This window comes from Rossellomorea sp. H136, assembly GCF_056838065.1.
In genome coordinates this window covers 2,505,341-2,523,868 of record NZ_CM166371.1, presented here as the reverse complement: position 1 = coordinate 2,523,868, position 18,528 = coordinate 2,505,341, and the positions used below count along the sequence as shown (strand labels likewise).

Below are 18,528 nucleotides of genomic sequence, written 5' to 3'. Positions count from 1 at the left end.
TTGCTTATAGAAGATTGTGAAATATTGTACTTAAACTATCGGGTGCGTTAGTTTAATAAAATTGAAGTGATTTTATGAGTGATTTCAGATTTTAGTTATTCAATTAAAGGGCGCATTTCAGAAGTAAGAAATGTGTCTTTTCTTTATTTCTTTGGCCAGGTAATGGAGTAACTTCACGAAACTTTTTAATGTATTTAAAAGTATATACAATAAAATGAAAAGTGAATGAAACTACTTACATTATGGGAATGAGGATTCAAATGTATAATGCTATGTTGATACTCGGTTTGGTGTTATTGTTCATTGGTGTTTTTTGGTTTATTTATATGTACAAGGAAAAAGAATTTACTATTTTCAATACATTTAAAGCTCTTTTGTCATTAATACTGGGTGGATTATTGCTAGTTATAACTCTCCCTAGCCTAAAATATATGATATTTAAAGAGTATGATGTTGTAAAAGGGAGTTGCACCATCGAGATAGATTCATCTGGGCGATCCAGTGAAGCAGCATTTAAAATACTTGATACGAACGAGGTATTTTATTTTAGAGATATTCCTGAATTGGATTCTTATGGAGGGGCAGTTCCCTACTATTGTGAGGTCACTGTCACAAAGGATCATGAGTTTGAATTAGGTTATAAAATTTATGATGCTAAATCGAGGGAAATTATACAAACAAGTAGATAGTTCCTCAATTAAAGGGCGCTTTAATGAAGTAACTAAAGCCTAATTTCTCGGTGTTAAAAGCGAGAAATTAGGCTTTTTTTTATATTTGGATTTCCTTACCGTTGTAAACCCGTATTTTCCTGATGTTACTCTCTTAGCGTAGGGAAAACCGGCTTTTTTCATTCCAAAATTCTCTTAGCGTATGTTTTCCGCGTTTTGTTGGTAGGACCCCAAAATAAATTGTTAGAAATTCAGTTACACTTTCAGGTGTTTTGGCATTTGCACTATGCAAGTGGCCTATTTTCTCACCTTCTTTAAATACAAGTATGCTCGGAATTCCCATCACTTTATACATGGTTGAAATTTCTTGGAATTCATCTCGATCCATTTTATAAAAAGAAAATGGATTGAATTCTTCTAATACTTCTCCCATAAATGCACCCATACGTTTGCAATCTGGACACCAGTTTGTGTCGAATTTGATAACAACTGGCTCCTTTGAGTCAATAATTTAGTTGAAATCCGGTTGATTTTCTATTCTTTTCTCCATATTTACCTTCCTTTCCATAAATGTTCAGTTATTTATCTAACACAACATCATGATACGAGATAACCACTTTGTATTCTGTAATCAGGCTTACACGTTGAAATATTCTCTTTTATCAGGAAGTTTCTCCTATTTTTTTCTATTGCTTAATAACCTTCGCAAGCTTCTCATTCTCGACTTCAGCATTTATTACATGCTGAAGAAAGTTTTCATTTATATGTACAAATTCAAACCTTCGTACCCCACTTGTATGATGTTATGAAATGATTAGATATGTTTACAAGCCATAGTCTAACCGCTGTTTTTGTTAATAAAATAAACCATCTTTAATGTGAGCTATCTAACATTTTTATGTTTTAAGTTAGTTTATACTTCGAAAAGTAAGACAATAGACAATTCATATTAGACTTTCAAAGTTGCTTAAATGAAAAAGGAGATGGATAAGATGATGAGTGAAAAAATCTATGATGTGATTATAATTGGAGCTGGCCCAGCTGGTATGACAGCTGCGGTATATACATCTCGTGCCAACCTTTCAACTTTAATGATTGAAAGAGGAGTGCCCGGTGGACAAATGGTCAATACAGAAGAGGTTGAAAACTATCCTGGATTTGATCATATTCTAGGTCCTGATCTTTCTAACAAGATGTTTGAGCATGCAAAGAAGTTTGGTGCTGAATATGCATATGGAGATATTAAAGACATTGAAAATGGTTTGCAGTATAAAACTGTCAAAACCACTTCAAAGGAATATAAAGCTCGCGCCGTGATCATCGCAACCGGTGCTGAGTATAAAAAGCTGGGTGCACCTGGTGAAAAAGAGCTAGCAGGACGTGGTGTATCTTATTGTGCAGTTTGTGATGGAGCCTTTTTTAAAGGCAAGGATCTTGTGGTAGTGGGGGGAGGAGACTCTGCTGTTGAAGAGGGTGTATACTTAACTCGCTTCGCAAATAAGGTGATAATTGTACATCGACGTGATGAATTCAGAGCGCAGAAAATTCTACAGCAACGTGCGTTTGATAATGAAAAAATTGAGGTTATGTTTAATACAGCAGTTAAAACCATTAATGAGCAAAACGGAAAGGTAGGGTCAGTGACGCTAGTATCGACGGAAAAGGGCGCTGAAACAGAGTTTACTATAGATGGTGTATTTATATATGTCGGAATGGTTCCACTAACAGCGCCATTTAGGAAACTTGGAATCACGAATTCAATGGGCTACATTGAAACAAATAATCGAATGGAAACAAAAGTGGAAGGTATCTTTGCTTCAGGGGATGTTCGTGAAAAAACCTTACGTCAAATTGTAACCGCAACTGGTGATGGTAGTATTGCCGCACAAAGTGCCCAGCAGTATGTTGAAGAGCTCTTGGAAAAATTAAAAAGCTAAATGAGAAAATGAACATCTCTTCGAACAGATGGTGTGTTTTTTTGTATTGATAAAATTTTGCCACCAACAATTCTTAAATATAATGACTAAATGTTAGCCATCTAACATATTTAAATACAAAAAAAAAACTATACTCGTAAGTGTAAGAAAAGACTATTACAAATTTTAAGGAGATGGATAAGTGATGGCATTATTAAACGTGACTGATCAAACTTTTAAGGAAGAAACTAACAATGGAATAGTGTTAGCTGACTTTTTCGCCACTTGGTGTGGACCTTGTAAAATGATTACACCAGTTCTTGAAGAGCTTGATCAAGACATGGGGAACCAAGTTAAGATTATAAAGATTGATGTCGATCAAAACCAAGAAACAGCCAACAAATTTGGTGTCATGAGTATTCCGACTCTACTAGTCATGAAAGATGGCAATGTTGTAGATACTTTGGTTGGTTTTAAGTCTAAGGAAGCACTTGAGGAAGTATTAAATAAGCATACCTAAGCCTAAAAAAGCATTGAGAAGTAACCCTCATTTCGGGGTAGTACCAGCGTTGCTTACACCACCCACAAGTGATACGGATACAAAATGCATCCGCATAAATTAATTCAAGACATTGAGTTTATTAAACGAGCTCAGGATCTTAGGTTACTTTGGAAAATATTAAAGATCTACCAACTGTATCAAACAGGGATAAAAAACTTCATTAAGAAGAAATGATCGAATTTGCATCAGGAAAAATTGAGGAAATTGATAAAAAGATTTGTGTTTAAACGATATGTAATTCTTGTTAGATGGTTTGTTTGAAAAATGCCCTGGTTCTGGAGTTCTAAAAAGTCAGTGTTCGAAAAAAATTTATCAAAAGGAGTGAATTAAAGTGGCAAAAAGATTAATCGAAGTATTTATAGCAGGCTGTAGTGTTTGTGAAGATGCTCTAAAGCAAGTGGGTTATAAACTTAATAAAAAATTCGACACATTGGAATGTAACGGACAGGTTTTTCGAAAAAGCGCAGGTATGATAAAAAAGTATGGATCCGAGTGGAAAATGGAGGACCATTTTTATAGTCGTTCGGTAAATAACAAACTTACTATCTCTAATGGCAGAGGAGGAAACGTTCATGTTCAAGTTATTTGAAGCTTTCGGTCAAAAAATTGAGATCATCGGTACAAAGGGTTTGTTTATTACACTTGCAATAGTTTATATTTGGATTGGTGCGATGAAATTCACTGCCTACGAAGCGAACGAGATTGCCGGCCTTGTAAGCAACAGCCCAGTACTTGGATGGCTTTACAACTATTTTTCAATTCGTACGTTTTCTTCTCTATTGGGCATATTAGAATTATTAGTCGGCCTACTGATTCTCAGCCGCTTTGTGTCTGCAAAGCTGTCAGCTGTTGGAGCGTTTCTTTCCTGCATTCTATTTCTGACGACACTGAGTTTCATGGTTTCCACGCCGGGTGTCTTTGAGCCGAGCCTCGGTTTTCCCGCCCTTTCTGCTGCGCCAGGTCAATTTCTGTTGAAGGATCTGGTCTTGCTTGGCGCTTCTGTGTTTGCCTTGGGAGAGTCACTGAAGGCGGTTAGACGTTGAACGTTCCATGAAACCCGGGAGAAGTGCTATCCGGAAGTGGGAAAATAATCAGATTATTTGAATGGTTCCGAACGTCTATGATTTGTTCGTTTTATTAAAGATCTGCATGTTTTTTCCAAAATTTTGAATAGGGAAGAGGGGTTAGCGAAAGCGAACGACTATGGAGTTAAATCCTTTCCAGCAGTTACAATCAATGGGAAAATAGTGTGAATGAGTGGTATCAATATTGAAGTGTAAAAGCTGCTGGATTAGGTCTGTGTTAAAAATGAATACACAAGGGCGATGAGTTCACCCTTGTTTTCTTATTTAAAGGAAAAGAGGATTTCCCTTGAGCGCAGTATTTCAAAGAGACGATCATTTCCTATGTGATTGCTTTCTATTTTATCCTGACCATGGTGAGGGTATTAGTGATGTAAAAAACCGTGAAGTGATTTTAGCTAGGTCAGCCGAATATGGTCCTATTGGTGAAGATTTTATTCCATCACTCCAGAGTCTACACGAACGTGAGCAGTGGCCGAATCGTATGATCAACTGGCAACCCAAGCTTCGACAAGCCGTCCTGCCTTAGCGAATGAGATCGCAGAAACAATTGTTTTTCTTCCTACCGATCGTTCTACTATAAAATGTGCGTACGCATAATAATTTCAAATTTGACGAGTTAAAACGGTTGTGAATGTTTTATTATCTGTCCTTCAACTTTGAAGCTATCCTTTATTCTATTTATTAATAAACAGTTATAAAGTGTAAACGTTTTTGAGTAGGTAAGACTAATGTTAGGAGGGAAATGATGATATTAACTAAAATGAAGAATTTTTCATTTAAGGATTTACAAGGGAAGACTGTATCAATCAACGATTTTAAAGGAAAAAACATATTAATTTTTATGTGGGCTTCCTGGTGACGGTGCAGGGATAAACTGCCAGGTAGGCAGGATTTTTATCATAAATATAAGCATCAAAAACTTTGAAATTCTATCTGTTTCCGTCGATATTCAAGGTGCAGATGTTGTAAAACCCTATGTAGCAGATAAGGCATTTACTTCAGTAATCGATACGGACAATTCATTAGCGAATTATTTTGAATTTAAAATTGGACCGAATGGGATTTTCGTCGATAAAAACAGTACAATTCGTTTAATTAAACAAGGATTCCATGTTTCAAATCCCACGCATTTGGACGCAATTGAAAAACTAATACACGGAACAGTAGAAAAAGTTATTTTAGATGATGAATACTATGCTCCCTCCAATAACGTTAATAACATAGAAAAGCGACTTTCAGAAACTAAGTTTAAGTTAGGGATGGAATATGCGAATAACGGAAAAAAAGAAGAAGCATTAAAAGAACTAGACGAGTCTCTTTTTCTTGATACAGATAATTTTCTTATTCGAAAACAACGATGGTATATACGATATCCAGAAAAATTTTCACCCATTATTGATATTGAATGGCAGCAGGAACAATTAAAGAAAGAAAAGGCACAAGAAGCCCTTTTAAAAGAAGGATTAGCCTGTGGTCCCGAAGGTTGTGTAATCCCAGGTACACCTATTAATGAAAATAAATAGTTAGTAGTGGGTGTTATTTTCTTAATTTATCTAAATTTACATTAGATGGTTTACTAATAACCAAAACATTGATGTTCCCATTATAAAAACTCACGACATTTGTTATGTTTTGACCCAATAAAGATAGACATTAATGGCTATGCAGGTTCGGAAGACCTAAGTTCGGTATCCCACTGGGTTTAGGTCTTTTATTTTTGCATTCATTCGTTTTGCGATTGTAATAATAAAGATACTCTTCTAATTCTCTCTTTCAAATTGTCCCATAAAATGTAAAGAAATTATGACATTAATAACCCATAGAAATTTTTTATGACTGATTTATTTAAACAATTTCCTTTTCGGGACATCCTCTGACGAATATCGTGCTCTTTAAGTTTGTTTTGATATTGGCCCACCCTTGATCTGAATGGAGGATCATTGTATTTTCAATTTTTAATGGGTTCACTGTTCTTCCTAACAATATCACCAACCAGGGAACAAACAGGACAATTCTTACTTTAAACGGGATGATCTCTCCTATACACAAATCAAAACAACTGATAATCCATTTTCTTAGTGCAACGATCCCTCCAGTTTCAGACCATGTCTGAAAAACAGAGTGTGTACTTGTTTCGTTCATACAATAATGTGCTATTAGTTCAAGCTCTAAAGAGTAACTTGTATAAGATTTAAAAATGCTTCTATTCAGAATTGTTCATACAGCCTAATCCGCCAACTCACAATAGTAGGAGAACCACTAGCTTCTCTTGTGATATTATGAATACTTTCGTTCCCTTAAACAATCTTTAACTTTCCTTCAGCTATAATTTGACTACCCCGTAGAAATTAGTTAGTATCTAACATTTAAAGGTAAGTACAGTTTCGAATTAGTGTGCTTTTTCCATCCTACTTTCTGCTTTAAGCCCTTAAAAGGAACTCTTTATCCTTATGGGAGTTATGGTTTCAAAAGGGACAATCGTACCGATTCCATTCATAGATCAAAACAGGATAAAAACATTATCCTCCTTTCATTATGATGTATTTAGCCTTGTGCAATTAGATAAGGTTTATCTTTCTGTGATATCAAATGATGAATGAGCTGATATGTGCTAGCATACTGTCCAATCCTACTTCAAGAGGTAGTGTTTCTTTTCGAACTTGCGTAAGAAGACGTCCTCCTTGAAGCGTGGTCAGCAACGCTAGAGCGAGTTCGCCTGGATTGGCATTGATGCTCAGCTCGCCACGCTTCTGCATCTCACTTAGCCCTTTTCGAATAAAGTTCTCCCACTTCATAAAACCGGCTTCGAGCTCGGAACGCGCATCTGGCTCAAAGTCTGACAACTCACTGGCAAGCGTTCCGATTGGACACCCTTCACGACATTTCCTCTCAATTTGAAGTTGAACCATCGCATCGCGCCAAGTTTTTAGTGCTTCCATACTGTCAAGTTGGATTACCAAAGATTCTTGGGTACTTAGCTCTTTCTCGGTCTGATAAATAATTACGGCTATAACCAGTTCTCGCTTCTCCTTGAAGTAATGGTATATCTGGGACGATCCAACTTGAGCCTCTTTTTGTACATCTTCTAAGCTTGTACCTGCAACGCCTTTCTCAAACATCAATTTGGCTGCAGCAGAAACTATTCGAGAACGAGTCTCTTCACCCTTTTTCGTCAGCCGATGTTTTGATTTCCTCGTTTCATTTAGTTTTTCCATATAATAAGTATGCAAAAAAATAGATTTTACAATTCCAAAAATCGTTTTAGAAATGCCATTAAAAAATGGATAGTATACCTTAAAAAGGGAATCCACGAAATTATTAATCGATTCTTTAAATGATTAAAATATAAATAATCCATAACAGGTTATCAGGTGGTAATAATAACCATCACTTTGTTAAACGTAGCCACTTTCATTAGAGATGGGTAAGTTAAAAGCGAAAATCTAAATAGCGTGGAATATATAGAAATATTATGAGTATTTAAACATTTGAATTCTTAACCAAAAAACAGCTGGAAATTGAAATGGCGATTAACATGTATCAGATGGAAACTTTGTGAAAAAAATCTGGGAGTCGCACTGTAGGACTTTTGGGTACCATGGTGTGGTCCATGAATACTCCAGTTCTTCAAAAAAAATCTAATTCTGAGCAGTTTTATATAAGCTTAGGAATTGTTGGATTTCGAAAAACGCTATTCCTCCTAAAACGACTATCTTCATCCATATTTCCATTTTACATTTGTATCCTTATTTTATTAATTAAGCGAATTTTCTCCTGCCATCAAGGAAAAAATAAAATTCACTGATAGCTCAATGGTGATTTGCGGTCTAGTTTACAGATTAACATGTCAACTTAAATCGGCATCCGTCATCTACATTACTTTGTTCGCCGTTATACACCTATTTCAAAAAATAAAATTGAGAACTGTAAGCTGCATTACAGAACTCTGTTTTTTTTAGAATTATAATTAAGCTATCATTCGATATTGGAGGTTCCAGAACGATGAGTAACCAAAATTTAACCGAACAGCTTGAGGTGGCCACACAGCAGTTCAAGGCAAATTCACCGATTGAAGCGCAGATCAAAATCGGACAAATGATTGAGGAACTGCAGAAATCGGGGATCGCTTCTGGGAAGCAACCGGGCGAAAAGGCGGTGGACTTTAAATTAACAAACGCACTAGGCCGTGACGTAATTCTATTTGAAGAGCTCGCGAAAGGGCCGGTTGTACTAGTTTTCTATCGCGGCGGATGGTGTCCTTTTTGTAATATGCAATTAAAGGCTTACCAGGAGATATTGCCGGAAATCCAGGAGATCGGTGCGCAGCTTATAGCGATTAGCCCGCAAAATCCGGATCATTCGTTATCCCTTCAGGAAAAGGAAGAATTAGAATTTCAAGTCCTGAGCGATCCGAACGGCCTGGTAACGGCCAAGTACAATCTTCTCTTCGATGTTCCGCCGGGAGTAAAGGAGGTCATGGAAGGTATCGGACTTGATCTTGCGGAGTACAACAATACCTCGAAATGGGTTTTGCCAGTTCCTGCTACTTTCATGATTGATGAGAGCGCCATTATTCGCTCCTCCTATGTCAATCCGAATTTCATGCAGCGTCAAAGCCCGGAGGAAATTTTGCAAGAGCTAAAAAAGCTGTAACGATTTTTACATCATTCATTTGTAGCAATTGTTCTTGCCAAGAACAAGTCTGAAGAAATGGATATTACATCTATAATTATCTTGCAGTACGTACGATGAGACCGAACATATCCATATATGCTGGTGATACAAGAGAAGCTTTAATGGGTGTGTTCAGCAACAATAGGAGCCGGCGCTCGAACAGGACTTTATTTATGGAGAAGCTCTACGATTTTATAAAATATTCGAACAATTTGATAAAGCCACGTGCGGCAGACGTAGGTTGCTGTTGTACACATTGGGCAACTAAGCATCTCTACTAAATGTTGGTTAAAAGGAGAATATATCATGACAATTACCAAGGAAGAAATTTTGAAAGCTTATCATTTTCGCCATGCAACCAAAGAATTCGATCCAAGCAAAACCATCTCCTACGAGGACTTTAAATTTATTTTGGAAACGGGCCGGCTTTCGCCCAGCTCGTTTAGCTCTGAGCCGTGGAAATTTGTTGTTGTTCAAAACGAACAGCTTCGGAACAAAATAAAAAATTCTTCGTATGGTGCGGCCAGCAAACTGCCAGAAGCCAGTCATTTCGTCATTATTCTTTCCCGGACCCCACAGGATATGAGATATGACTCCGCATACCAGAAGGAGCAGCAGTCCAAAGCCGTTCCGAAGGAGCGCCTGCCAAGACATCTTGAAATCTTTGAAGAGTTCCAGAGACATGATTTCAAGCTTCTGGATCATGAACGCTTTCTTACCGATTGGGCCATTAAGCAGACGTATATTCCGCTTGCAAACATGATGACGGCCGCGGCTCTAATCGGCATTGATTCATGTCCGATTGAAGGCTTTAACATTGAGAAAATCAATCAGCTGTTGGAAGAGGAAGGGCTTCTGGAGGACGGACACTTTACCATCTCGGTCATGATTGCCTTCGGTTATCGTAAAAAAGAGCCGGGACCGAGAATACGCCTTCCGTTTGATGATGTTGTGAAGTGGGTCAAATAAATACAATATGGCGGCACGTGTAAGCTTCCCAAGCAAGTCCGTGAAGACAGATTTTGGATTGCTTATGAATGTTGTCGATGCGACCCTCCCTTTCATATCGTATGTGAGCGGTACAAACTAATGAAAGTGGCTTCCAGCATTTTTTGTATCCGATTTTATCCGTTTAAGCAATTAATCAATGGTGAGGTGAGTACGATGGTGACTATCCATCGTACTCAACAAACGAATAACGTGGGTTGTAGCAGCGCCTCTACGCCAGTTTAACTGCCGTGGTAAGCGGGGATTTGGCGGCGCTAATAGCTTTCGGACCGACGTGCAGTACAGGCGAAGACTATACAGGGAGGTATTCAAATGAAAGCGATTGTAGTGACAGATGAGGCCGCGGGAACGGCCGGGATGACTTTGGCTGAGCGTCCGGAACCGAAGGCGGCGGGGAATGATGTCGTCGTTCAGGTTCATGCGTCGGGATTCACCCCAGGCGAGCTAACGTGGCCCGGAACCTGGACCGATCGCAATGGTCGAGACCGCACACCGTCAATCCCCGGCCACGAGGTGGCCGGAGTGGTCAGCTCTCTCGGATATGGCACGAGGGGACTGTCGGTAGGACAACGGGTATTCGGGATCACGGACTGGACGCGCGACGGAACCCTCGCGGAGTACGTGGCCGTCGAGGCACGAAACCTCGCGCCGTTGCCAGGAGATATCGACTTCACGGAGGGAGCGAGCCTACCGATCTCAGGTCTGACCGCGTGGCAGGGACTGTTCGTGCACGGCCGCTTCCAGGCAGGACAGAGTGTTCTCGTGCACGGCTCGGCCGGTGGAGTTGGCTCGATGGTGACGCAGCTTGCCCGCGAGGCAGGAGCCTACGTCATCGGCACAGGACATGCCGCCGACCGTCAGACGGCGCTCAACTTCGGCGCACAGGAATTCGTAGACCTTGACAACGAATCGCTTGAAGAGGTAGGTGGCGTCGATCTGGTTTTCGACGTGATCGGTGGCGACATCGGGAAGAGGTCAGCGAGTCTGGTACGCGCAGGTGGAATGCTGGTGACAATCGCCGGTCCGCCGGAGGCACAGCCGGCCGATGGTTTGGCGATTGATTTCGTCGTCGAGGCTGATCGCGTCCAACTTGGTGAGATCGTTCAGCGGGTCCGGGATGGTCGGATCCGGACGAACATCGGCAATGTGGCGACCCTTGAAGATGCTGTCGCCGCCTTCAACCCAACCGAGCGGATTAAGGGAAAGACGATCATCCGCGTTCGTTCGTAAGGACTCACGGAACGGGCCTAGTGAATAATCGTCGCCTTGAGGCCCTGTCATTTCCGGCTCAGGACATGGGAACTAAAAAGCAATTTACAAGTCCTTAAGGTAAAAGCAAAGACCACCGGAAATCCGGTGGTCTTTGCTTTTCAATGTGTGTAGAGTTTCACGGTCATCTTTAGAAAGTAAAGAACTAAGATCCAGTTCATCGAACGATTAAAGAAGATGTGCGGCTTGCTAGAAGTTGCTGCTACTGTAGTGGCAGTGACTGTGAAAGTGCCAAGATAAAAGTGACAGCAAAGCCTGTCGGCATTTCTGGGCTATTCCCGTTCTCTCTTTCCTTGTGCTATTTGTAGTAGCTGTTCCATGAACAAAGCGACTTAATGCAAAGGGCTGGACGGTTTCCGAGCGATTCCTTGATAAAACATTCTAACCCGAGAGTAAAGACTTGGAATAATTCTCCTTGTAGTCGGTTCAAAATCATCCCATAAATATTTAATGAGATTCCGTACTTACGAAATCTACCGATAAGCCGAAAAAACTGGTACTACAAGCTCTCTACTTCAACAACTCCATTTCTCGGCAGATAGCGCATTTAAGTCTTCGATATTTTCGGATTCGGTACGAACCGCAGATAAAGCCTGAATTCTCTGTTATTCTCGATTTGTAGCACAACCAACATATCGCGAAAATGTCCGCTTAGTCCCCATATCCCAAAAAATCCGGGACCTGTTACTGGATAACCACGATGTTTTTCCAATAGCCTCCAATACTCACCCATGGACTGAAAGAAATACAGATCAACGTTCAACGTCCTTGGACAGACAAATTTTTTTGTGATTCCACTTATGTATAAAAAAAGAGTTTTTTACAAAAATAACATGGTACCATAATGAACATTTGGAGATTTTAGCCAGGAAGGATTTATTCGCAATGAAAACTGAATTTAAAAACCTCGATCAATTATTACAATTCTCCGGACAATCGAGTGACTTTAAGAAAACATCGATTTTACTTGGAAAACAAGAAGTAAATATTTTCTATTATATTACCTTAGTCGATGCGAAGTGGATGCAACAACATTTGATTCTTGTGTTGCAAAATCGCTCATTGGATTCTGAAATCAAGGAAATCGAGGATATTAAGGCCTGGATTCCCATTAATGATATAGAGATTACCGACGAGTTAACCAACATTCAATCCAAACTGCTGAAAGGATATACGCTCGTTCAACTTCATGAAAACGATCCAAAGTGTGCGTTGGTTAATTTAGCGGACAATCGTGGATTGCGAGAGAATAATGATACGGAAAATGAGTTTAGCGTCGTAGGTCCTAAAGTCGGGTTCGTAGAGGACCTGGATACAAACATCAGTTTGCTAAGATCACAAATCAATATCCCCAACTTGATTATAAAAGAAATTATCATTGGAACAACTTCAAAAACAAAAGTCGCACTAATTTATATTGATGGGGTGACAAATAAACAGCATATTCAAACTTTTGAGCAAAGACTTACTGCTATTGATCACGATGTCGTGTTTGATTCGTCCGTACTGGACCAAATAATATCAGACAATTCTTTGACCCCATTTCCATTGTTTGCATCAACAGAACGCAGGGAACGAGTGGTGTATTCACTTATTAACGGGCAAGTCGCAGTCATTACCGACGGGTCCCCTTATATTGTTACGGGCCCCTCTACATTATTTGATTTTTTCATTTCTCCCGAAGATTATTATTTGCCATGGATATTAGGTTCTTTTTTTCGATTGATTCGAATCTTTGGTGTCATTTTTTCGCTGTTTGCCACGTCAATGTATGTTGCAATAACCACATTCCATTATGAAGTCATACCAAAGGATTTACTTAGCCCCCTTATTTTTTCCAGAAAAAACGTTCCATTTCCGCCCTTCATTGAAGTGCTTTTTTTAGAAATAACCATTGAATTTCTTCGGGAAGCTGGGGCCAGATTACCAACAAAAATTGGCCAAACCTTAGGTATTGTCGGAGGAATTGTTATTGGTCAAGCTGCAGTCGAAGCAGCTTTAACAAGTAATATTTTACTAATTCTTGTTTCGCTATCGGCTTTAGCCTCATTTACGACACCGATATATAAGATGTCAAATGCGATACGATTTTTACGTTTCCCTATCATCATTTTGTCAGCAATATGGGGGGAAATTGGCCTATTTATCGGGGTGGGCTTTCTGTTAGTCCATCTTAGTCGTTTAAAATCATTAGGGTCTCCTTACATGGTTCCGATTTTTCCATTAAGGACTATGGATCTTAAAGACAGTTTTATACGTTCATCCTTTCAAATCTTGAATAAAAGACCTCAACATTTAAGACCAAATTCTATATTTAGGTATATGCCTAAATCAGTTAAACAGAAAAATGACTTAGATGAAGAATAAATGATAAAAGGAGGGCCATGATGAATAGGAGGAAAATTTTTCTGGTTATCATTTTGTGTGGAGTTTTAACGGCTTGTGCCGATCAAAAAATTGTGAATGAGATTATTCTTACCCATGTAATTAGCTTTGATACCGTTCGGAATGGGATAAAAAGTTCTGCTCTAATTGCTCACTTTAATGAACAGGGAAAAACAGAAATACATGTTTTACATACGGAATCCAACTCTAGTAAAGGCGCCCTGTCACGATTAAATAAGCGGACAAAAGCCCCCCTTGAAAGGGGACAGCTAAGGATGATGTTATTCGGAAAAACTAAGGCAGAAAAAGGGATTGAGCCTGAGATCCATAATTTACTCATCGACCCTAAAATTTCATCTCGGCTTCAGCTTGGAGTCGTGGATGGGGACGCTTCGGGACTGCTGGAATTCATACAAAAACATGAAGAACCTTTTTTTTTCTCGGATATGATTGAGCAAAACATGAAAAACGGAAACTTACCGCTGATGAACCTTCATGAATCCTTGTTTAATTATTATGGTGAAGGACGAGACATGTTTTTACCGTATTTTAAAAAGGATCACGGGGAAGTAATAATCGATGGTCTGGCTTTATTTAAAAGTGATCAAAAGATAACCGAAATTAGCATGAAGGAAGCTTTCTTATTAAAAATGCTTATTCAGAACTCAAAAAATGGAAACTACGTGGTTCCAGTTGCAGGAAAAGCATCAACCAAACAGGATGAAGATTCTATCTTATTAAGAAGCATGCATTCAACTGCAAACTATGTTGTAAACAAAGTTAATCCAATCCCCTCTATTTCAATTCGGTTGGATATGGTGACGGAACTTCAGGATGTCCCGGATTGGGTGGATTTGAAATCAGAAGAGCAGCTTACACAGCTTGAAAAAACAATGGGTTCTTATTTTAAAACAGAAATTGAAAAATTATTGTCACTAATGAAGGAAAATAAAGTTGATCCAGTGGGCCTGGGCGACTTGGTAAGAAGTCGGTCTAAGGAATGGAGTGCCCAAGATTTTGAAAACACTTATCAAGAAATAGAAACAACGGTGAGTGTTCAGGTTAAAATTGTCAATAATGGTAGTGGTTGAAAGATATCTGGAAGTACAGTTTAGTGAGGTGTTTAGTATATGAAAAATCCTGTTGACGAAAAACACCAAATATCTCCATCCTTAATTGTTCCTCTTTTGTATGTCAGTATGGTCGGGGTCGGTGTACTGAATTTCCAACGAGAATTGGCCGAACATGCAGGATATAATGCTTATATTTCTGTTGTTTTAGTAGGTATTAGTATTAATATAATCTTATGGATGATTTATAATATTTTACGTTCTAATCAAGAACATTTAGATGTAACTGCAATTAATAAATCATGTTTCGGAAAAATTGCAGGGAACCTAATCAATTTCGCAATCGTTCTTTATTTTTGTGTCGGAGCTTATATGGAATTCAGAGCCTATATTGAAGTTATTCAAGTGTGGGTGTTTCCCTCAATGAATATGTTACTCTTATGCACCATTTTGTTGTTGCTCATTTACTATACCGTATCCGGCGGGGTTCGGTCGGTTACAGCATTAAGTTTTTTTGGATTACTAATTACTATTACTTTTATTATTCCAGAGAATTTGTTAGTTTTGCCGTATACACATCCGTTAAACATGATGCCTCTGTTTAATCATTCAATAACCGACATTTTACTCTCTTCTAAATACATGATATATCAATTCATGGGATTTGAAGCTCTGCTACTCTTTTACCCATTTATTAAATCACCGGCAAAATCTCAAAAATGGGCACATTTAACGGTAGTGTTCGTTACATTAATGTATTTGATGATAATAATCATAACGTTTATGTATTTCAGTGAAGGGCAATTACTCCAAATCTTTTGGCCGACGCTTAATATGCTCAAGATTATTGAGGGTCCTGTGTTACAGAGAGTAGAGTATCTAGCCATTTCAATGTGGTTGATAAAAATATTAGCAAACATATCTTTAAACTTATGGGCGGCATGTCGTGGAATGAAAAATGTGTTCCAGATCAAACCGCGTGCAAGCTTGCTTGCTTTTTTGGTTGTAATTCTGATATTAGAGTATTTTGTGAAGGAACCTAACATATTTCAATGGATTTCCGAGTTTTATTTAGATGCCGGACTTTATTTTATTTATGGGTATATCCCGTTTATGTTCGTCGTCACGAAAATAAGGAAAAATTGGAATAAGGCGTAGTAATAACTGCTGCAACCCTAAACGAATGGATTATAATTCAGGCTTGTTTAGTGAATAATTATAAATAGGACAAAAGCTATGGAGTATTCTTTGAGTTGTGGCCAGTAAGATAGTCACTTTGAAATAAAAAAGGCTTTCATTTTGATTTGATCATTAAAACGTTTAAAGGCAGACTGCTCCCGATTAAAATATAATATATTTGATACTTTTCTGCATCACTTATGGCAAATACATAAGCACATGGGTAAAACAAAAGCCATTGAAAGTCTGTAACTTGGATAAAAAAAATAACCAATCTTCATTCTGTTGTTTGTTTAATATATATGGTGTAATTTTCAAGTCCAGGAGATGATGGACAGCTGCACACTTTTTTATCATTGCCATTGGCAAACGTTTGTACTCTTTTTCCTGAGGTAAATTCAATTGAAGATCCTTTGGGGTAAGCGGCTGGTTTTCTTTCTTCAGCATGATGCTAAGACCTCCGCGCGACTACAAACAGAAAAAAATCAGTTTTAGTAATGTCCGAAAATCACCAATATACTATTGACGAGTCAAATACACTTGAAAGGAATGAAAAAGGGACCACCCCGCTTAATACCTTTCTTGGTGCTTTAGCCGCAAGTGAAACTATAATCGCCATTATGATTGCTGAAAAAATAAATTTTAGTCTAAAAGATATCGAATTTATTATAGAGGGACGAATCGATCCTAAGGGGTATAAGGGGGGAATTTAAATCCAACATTTCGTTACATAATTATATTTGCAGAATTGGATATAAATGAAACCGAAGATAAAATTCAAGAACTCAAAAAAAGGACTACGTTGAGATGTCCAATCTTAAATATTATTAATTCAGAAAAGGTAAGCATTAAGTCGATTGGGGACAAAAAGAAATAACGTCATAATTGCATCGAATAAAGACGTAACTGAAGCTATGGATAACCTCTTCCTTCCGCAATCTCCATTGCATGCCCTAAAAAGGCCAAAGCCAGTAATGTCTGTGCATGCATTGACCTGAGCACAGAGCCTAGCATTGAAAGCGAAGCCGTTTAGATCCTTCCAAAAACAAGAGAGCTTGCTGAAAAGATTATTATTCCTGAAGTCTTCAAAAAATTCATAAAATGGTTATCAGACCGAATTCAATAAGAAAATATTGATGTTGTGAACCAAGTGAATCTTTGTAATGTCATACTTTCAGGAGGGCTTTTAATAACCGTTCCTAACACAGAAGCTGAATTGTTCCTTAAAGACCTAAAGGAAAAAGATGTAGAATGGGCTTCCATCATTGTTGCTGTTACAGAACAGAATCCTAGAAGGATACATGTAATCTGAAAAAGGACTCGAAACGGGTCTTTTTTACCTTTACTACAAAACAAAACCAGCTTTAACTTGTTTACCATTTAAACAGAGTCTGCCTCAGCTTTGTTGTTCCATCCCTGAAATTGTTTTCGGTCTAATTATTCTTACGGCACTTGGACTTGGTCCTTTTCCTGCTGGCCCGGACATTATGTTTCATAATAATGGGGTTATGGGAAAACCGATCTCAGAACTAATCGCGATCCCGGCATGAAGCATAATGTCCTGAATTCTATGAACCTGACGGTACATCCTGGGGATTCACTTCTTCCTATCTTAATACAAAACGGGAATAAGAATTTTGAATCTAGGTTATCATATTTGATGGATAATCTCCCTCTAAAAATGGAGTGGATATTCCAAAAAATATTAATATTGATTTATTAAAACGGAATGGCCAATACAAAAATCAGGAGGTGAAACGAAGTCATATTTGGTGGATAATTTTACCTCTAAAAATGGAGTGGATATTCCAAAAAATATTAATATTGATTTATTAAAACGGAATGGCCAATACAAAAATCAGGAGGTGAAACGAAGTCATATTTGGTGGATAATTTTACCTCTAAAAATGGAGTGGATATTCCAAAAAATATTAATATTGATTTATTAAAACGGAATGGCCAATACAAAAATCAGGAGGTGAAACGAAGTTAATAAAAGAGTAATTCATTAAGGAGATAGAAATGTTTATAACAAACGTACCTTAAGATGTACAAATGTAACTAATAGACATATTAAGGAAAATTTTATACCGAAATCGATTTTGGTTTAAAGAAACGCATAAGCTCTGAATTCAACTCAATTATTCATTGAATTGATTTGAATAAACTTTTTAAGGAGGTTATAAAATTGGCACAAAGAATTGATTATTACAGTGTAGCACCTGACGCACTTGACATCATTGGGAAATTGGATAAGTATACGGCAACTACAGGTATAGACCGTAAACTTCGTGAACTAATTAGACTTCGTGCTTCTCAAATTAACGGCTGTCCACTATGTATGTATATGCACACAACAGATGTCATGAAAATGGGTGAATCAGAAGAAAGAGTATATTGTATTAGTGCTTGGGAAGAGTGTGAATTTTACTCAGAAGCAGAAAAAGTAGCTTTAGAGTTGACAGAGCACGTAACCTTAATCCCGACAAAACGTGTGCCAGATCAGCTTTATCAACGAGTGCGTAACCACTATGACGAAAAACAGTATGTTGACCTTGTTTTAATCATTAATCAAATTAACACTTGGAATAGAATTGCTATTGCAATGGGGCAAACCGCAATTGAAAAATAATAACTCTAAGCGATCCTCTTAACCCGTTGCTGCCTTCCGAGCGTATTGAGTTTATTAATCAAACTATCCGTAAGTATGAT

At 38.1% G+C, this 18,528-nt stretch carries 18 protein-coding genes and 3 pseudogenes; 16 read left to right on the top strand and 5 right to left on the bottom strand.

Annotation, left to right across the window (positions count from 1 at the left end; translation table 11 throughout):
* Positions 1-260: 260 nt before the first annotated feature.
* A complete protein-coding gene (locus ACYH0O_RS12720) occupies positions 261-689 on the top strand; it encodes a hypothetical protein (protein ID WP_482629009.1) in 429 nt (142 codons plus the stop codon).
* Between the two features lie 214 nt (positions 690-903).
* Here the strand turns inward: ACYH0O_RS12720 and ACYH0O_RS12715 are convergent.
* Positions 904-1,179: pseudogene (locus ACYH0O_RS12715) on the bottom strand (thioredoxin family protein); the annotation flags it as partial.
* A gap of 472 nt (positions 1,180-1,651) precedes the next feature.
* Here ACYH0O_RS12715 and trxB point away from each other — a divergent pair.
* From trxB to ACYH0O_RS12685, 6 genes are all read left to right on the top strand, one after another.
* Positions 1,652-2,605: a thioredoxin-disulfide reductase gene (gene trxB, locus ACYH0O_RS12710; RefSeq protein ID WP_482632561.1), complete on the top strand. Its 954-nt coding sequence runs from the start codon at positions 1,652-1,654 to the stop codon at positions 2,603-2,605.
* Positions 2,606-2,789: 184 nt separating this feature from the next.
* Complete coding sequence (gene trxA, locus ACYH0O_RS12705; RefSeq protein WP_482632560.1) at positions 2,790-3,104, top strand: thioredoxin; 315 nt, start codon at positions 2,790-2,792, stop codon at positions 3,102-3,104.
* A gap of 373 nt (positions 3,105-3,477) precedes the next feature.
* Positions 3,478-3,735: a hypothetical protein gene (locus tag ACYH0O_RS12700; RefSeq protein ID WP_482629008.1), complete on the top strand. Its 258-nt coding sequence runs from the start codon at positions 3,478-3,480 to the stop codon at positions 3,733-3,735.
* Positions 3,719-4,189, top strand: coding sequence for a YkgB family protein (locus ACYH0O_RS12695; protein ID WP_482629007.1), 471 nt, complete (start codon positions 3,719-3,721; stop codon positions 4,187-4,189). Before ACYH0O_RS12700 ends, ACYH0O_RS12695 begins: the two co-directional genes overlap by 17 nt.
* 328 nt (positions 4,190-4,517) lie before the next feature.
* Complete coding sequence (locus tag ACYH0O_RS12690; RefSeq protein ID WP_482629006.1) at positions 4,518-4,757, top strand: hypothetical protein; 240 nt, start codon at positions 4,518-4,520, stop codon at positions 4,755-4,757.
* A gap of 604 nt (positions 4,758-5,361) precedes the next feature.
* Complete coding sequence (locus ACYH0O_RS12685) at positions 5,362-5,754, top strand: hypothetical protein (protein ID WP_482629005.1); 393 nt, start codon at positions 5,362-5,364, stop codon at positions 5,752-5,754.
* 322 nt (positions 5,755-6,076) lie between these two features.
* On the opposite strand, the gene ACYH0O_RS12680 is transcribed toward ACYH0O_RS12685, so the two are convergent.
* Both ACYH0O_RS12680 and ACYH0O_RS12675 read right to left on the bottom strand, forming a co-directional pair.
* Positions 6,077-6,373, bottom strand: a complete 297-nt coding sequence (locus ACYH0O_RS12680; protein WP_482632659.1) for a hypothetical protein — start codon at positions 6,371-6,373, stop codon at positions 6,077-6,079.
* A gap of 443 nt (positions 6,374-6,816) precedes the next feature.
* Positions 6,817-7,446: a TetR/AcrR family transcriptional regulator gene (locus ACYH0O_RS12675; protein ID WP_482629004.1), complete on the bottom strand. Its 630-nt coding sequence runs from the start codon at positions 7,444-7,446 to the stop codon at positions 6,817-6,819.
* 787 nt (positions 7,447-8,233) lie between these two features.
* On the opposite strand from ACYH0O_RS12675, the gene ACYH0O_RS12670 reads away from it, so the two are divergent.
* From ACYH0O_RS12670 to ACYH0O_RS12645, 6 genes are all read left to right on the top strand, one after another.
* Complete coding sequence (locus tag ACYH0O_RS12670) at positions 8,234-8,884, top strand: peroxiredoxin-like family protein (protein ID WP_482629003.1); 651 nt, start codon at positions 8,234-8,236, stop codon at positions 8,882-8,884.
* A gap of 327 nt (positions 8,885-9,211) precedes the next feature.
* Positions 9,212-9,874, top strand: coding sequence for an NAD(P)H-dependent oxidoreductase (locus tag ACYH0O_RS12665; protein ID WP_482629002.1), 663 nt, complete (start codon positions 9,212-9,214; stop codon positions 9,872-9,874).
* A gap of 351 nt (positions 9,875-10,225) precedes the next feature.
* Positions 10,226-11,143 carry an NADP-dependent oxidoreductase gene (locus tag ACYH0O_RS12660; protein WP_482629001.1) on the top strand — a complete coding sequence of 306 codons (918 nt, stop codon included), beginning with the start codon at positions 10,226-10,228 and terminating at the stop codon, positions 11,141-11,143.
* A gap of 924 nt (positions 11,144-12,067) precedes the next feature.
* Entirely contained in the window at positions 12,068-13,549 is a 1,482-nt protein-coding gene (locus ACYH0O_RS12655; protein ID WP_482629000.1) for a spore germination protein, read from the top strand.
* 17 nt (positions 13,550-13,566) lie between these two features.
* Positions 13,567-14,658, top strand: coding sequence for a Ger(x)C family spore germination protein (locus tag ACYH0O_RS12650; RefSeq protein WP_482628999.1), 1,092 nt, complete (start codon positions 13,567-13,569; stop codon positions 14,656-14,658).
* A 39-nt stretch (positions 14,659-14,697) separates the two neighbouring features.
* Positions 14,698-15,795: a GerAB/ArcD/ProY family transporter gene (locus ACYH0O_RS12645; RefSeq protein WP_482628998.1), complete on the top strand. Its 1,098-nt coding sequence runs from the start codon at positions 14,698-14,700 to the stop codon at positions 15,793-15,795.
* Between the two features lie 219 nt (positions 15,796-16,014).
* Here ACYH0O_RS12645 and ACYH0O_RS12640 read toward each other — a convergent pair whose 3' ends face one another.
* On the bottom strand, positions 16,015-16,263 hold the full coding sequence (locus tag ACYH0O_RS12640) for a hypothetical protein (protein WP_482628997.1): 249 nt from the start codon (positions 16,261-16,263) through the stop codon (positions 16,015-16,017).
* A 50-nt stretch (positions 16,264-16,313) separates the two neighbouring features.
* Here ACYH0O_RS12640 and ACYH0O_RS12635 point away from each other — a divergent pair, with 50 nt between their 5' ends.
* Complete coding sequence (locus tag ACYH0O_RS12635; RefSeq protein WP_482628996.1) at positions 16,314-16,529, top strand: OsmC family protein; 216 nt, start codon at positions 16,314-16,316, stop codon at positions 16,527-16,529.
* 208 nt (positions 16,530-16,737) lie between these two features.
* Here ACYH0O_RS12635 and ACYH0O_RS12630 read toward each other — a convergent pair.
* Positions 16,738-16,849: pseudogene (locus ACYH0O_RS12630) on the bottom strand (AIR synthase-related protein); the annotation flags it as partial.
* A gap of 338 nt (positions 16,850-17,187) precedes the next feature.
* On the opposite strand from ACYH0O_RS12630, the pseudogene ACYH0O_RS12625 reads away from it, so the two are divergent.
* A pseudogene (locus ACYH0O_RS12625) lies at positions 17,188-17,351 on the top strand (phosphonate ABC transporter, permease protein PhnE); the annotation flags it as partial.
* Between the two features lie 653 nt (positions 17,352-18,004).
* Complete coding sequence (locus ACYH0O_RS12620) at positions 18,005-18,448, top strand: carboxymuconolactone decarboxylase family protein (RefSeq protein WP_482628995.1); 444 nt, start codon at positions 18,005-18,007, stop codon at positions 18,446-18,448.
* Positions 18,449-18,528: the final 80 nt, after the last annotated feature.

What these genes read in the sequence shown, in the direction of transcription:
- trxA (WP_482632560.1), top strand. Translation starts at nt 2,790, where the DNA reads ATGGCATTATTAAACGTGACTGATCAAACTTTTAAGGAAGAAACTAAC.
- ACYH0O_RS12695 (WP_482629007.1), top strand. Translation starts at nt 3,719, where the DNA reads ATGTTCAAGTTATTTGAAGCTTTCGGTCAAAAAATTGAGATCATCGGT.
- ACYH0O_RS12665 (WP_482629002.1), top strand. Translation starts at nt 9,212, where the DNA reads ATGACAATTACCAAGGAAGAAATTTTGAAAGCTTATCATTTTCGCCAT.
- ACYH0O_RS12675 (WP_482629004.1), bottom strand. Translation starts at nt 7,446, where the DNA reads ATGGAAAAACTAAATGAAACGAGGAAATCAAAACATCGGCTGACGAAA.
- ACYH0O_RS12635 (WP_482628996.1), top strand. Translation starts at nt 16,314, where the DNA reads ATGTCCGAAAATCACCAATATACTATTGACGAGTCAAATACACTTGAA.
- ACYH0O_RS12680 (WP_482632659.1), bottom strand. Translation starts at nt 6,373, where the DNA reads ATGAACGAAACAAGTACACACTCTGTTTTTCAGACATGGTCTGAAACT.
- ACYH0O_RS12720 (WP_482629009.1), top strand. Translation starts at nt 261, where the DNA reads ATGTATAATGCTATGTTGATACTCGGTTTGGTGTTATTGTTCATTGGT.
- trxB (WP_482632561.1), top strand. Translation starts at nt 1,652, where the DNA reads ATGGATAAGATGATGAGTGAAAAAATCTATGATGTGATTATAATTGGA.
- ACYH0O_RS12670 (WP_482629003.1), top strand. Translation starts at nt 8,234, where the DNA reads ATGAGTAACCAAAATTTAACCGAACAGCTTGAGGTGGCCACACAGCAG.
- ACYH0O_RS12645 (WP_482628998.1), top strand. Translation starts at nt 14,698, where the DNA reads ATGAAAAATCCTGTTGACGAAAAACACCAAATATCTCCATCCTTAATT.
- ACYH0O_RS12640 (WP_482628997.1), bottom strand. Translation starts at nt 16,263, where the DNA reads ATGCTGAAGAAAGAAAACCAGCCGCTTACCCCAAAGGATCTTCAATTG.
- ACYH0O_RS12655 (WP_482629000.1), top strand. Translation starts at nt 12,068, where the DNA reads ATGAAAACTGAATTTAAAAACCTCGATCAATTATTACAATTCTCCGGA.
- ACYH0O_RS12650 (WP_482628999.1), top strand. Translation starts at nt 13,567, where the DNA reads ATGATGAATAGGAGGAAAATTTTTCTGGTTATCATTTTGTGTGGAGTT.
- ACYH0O_RS12660 (WP_482629001.1), top strand. Translation starts at nt 10,226, where the DNA reads ATGAAAGCGATTGTAGTGACAGATGAGGCCGCGGGAACGGCCGGGATG.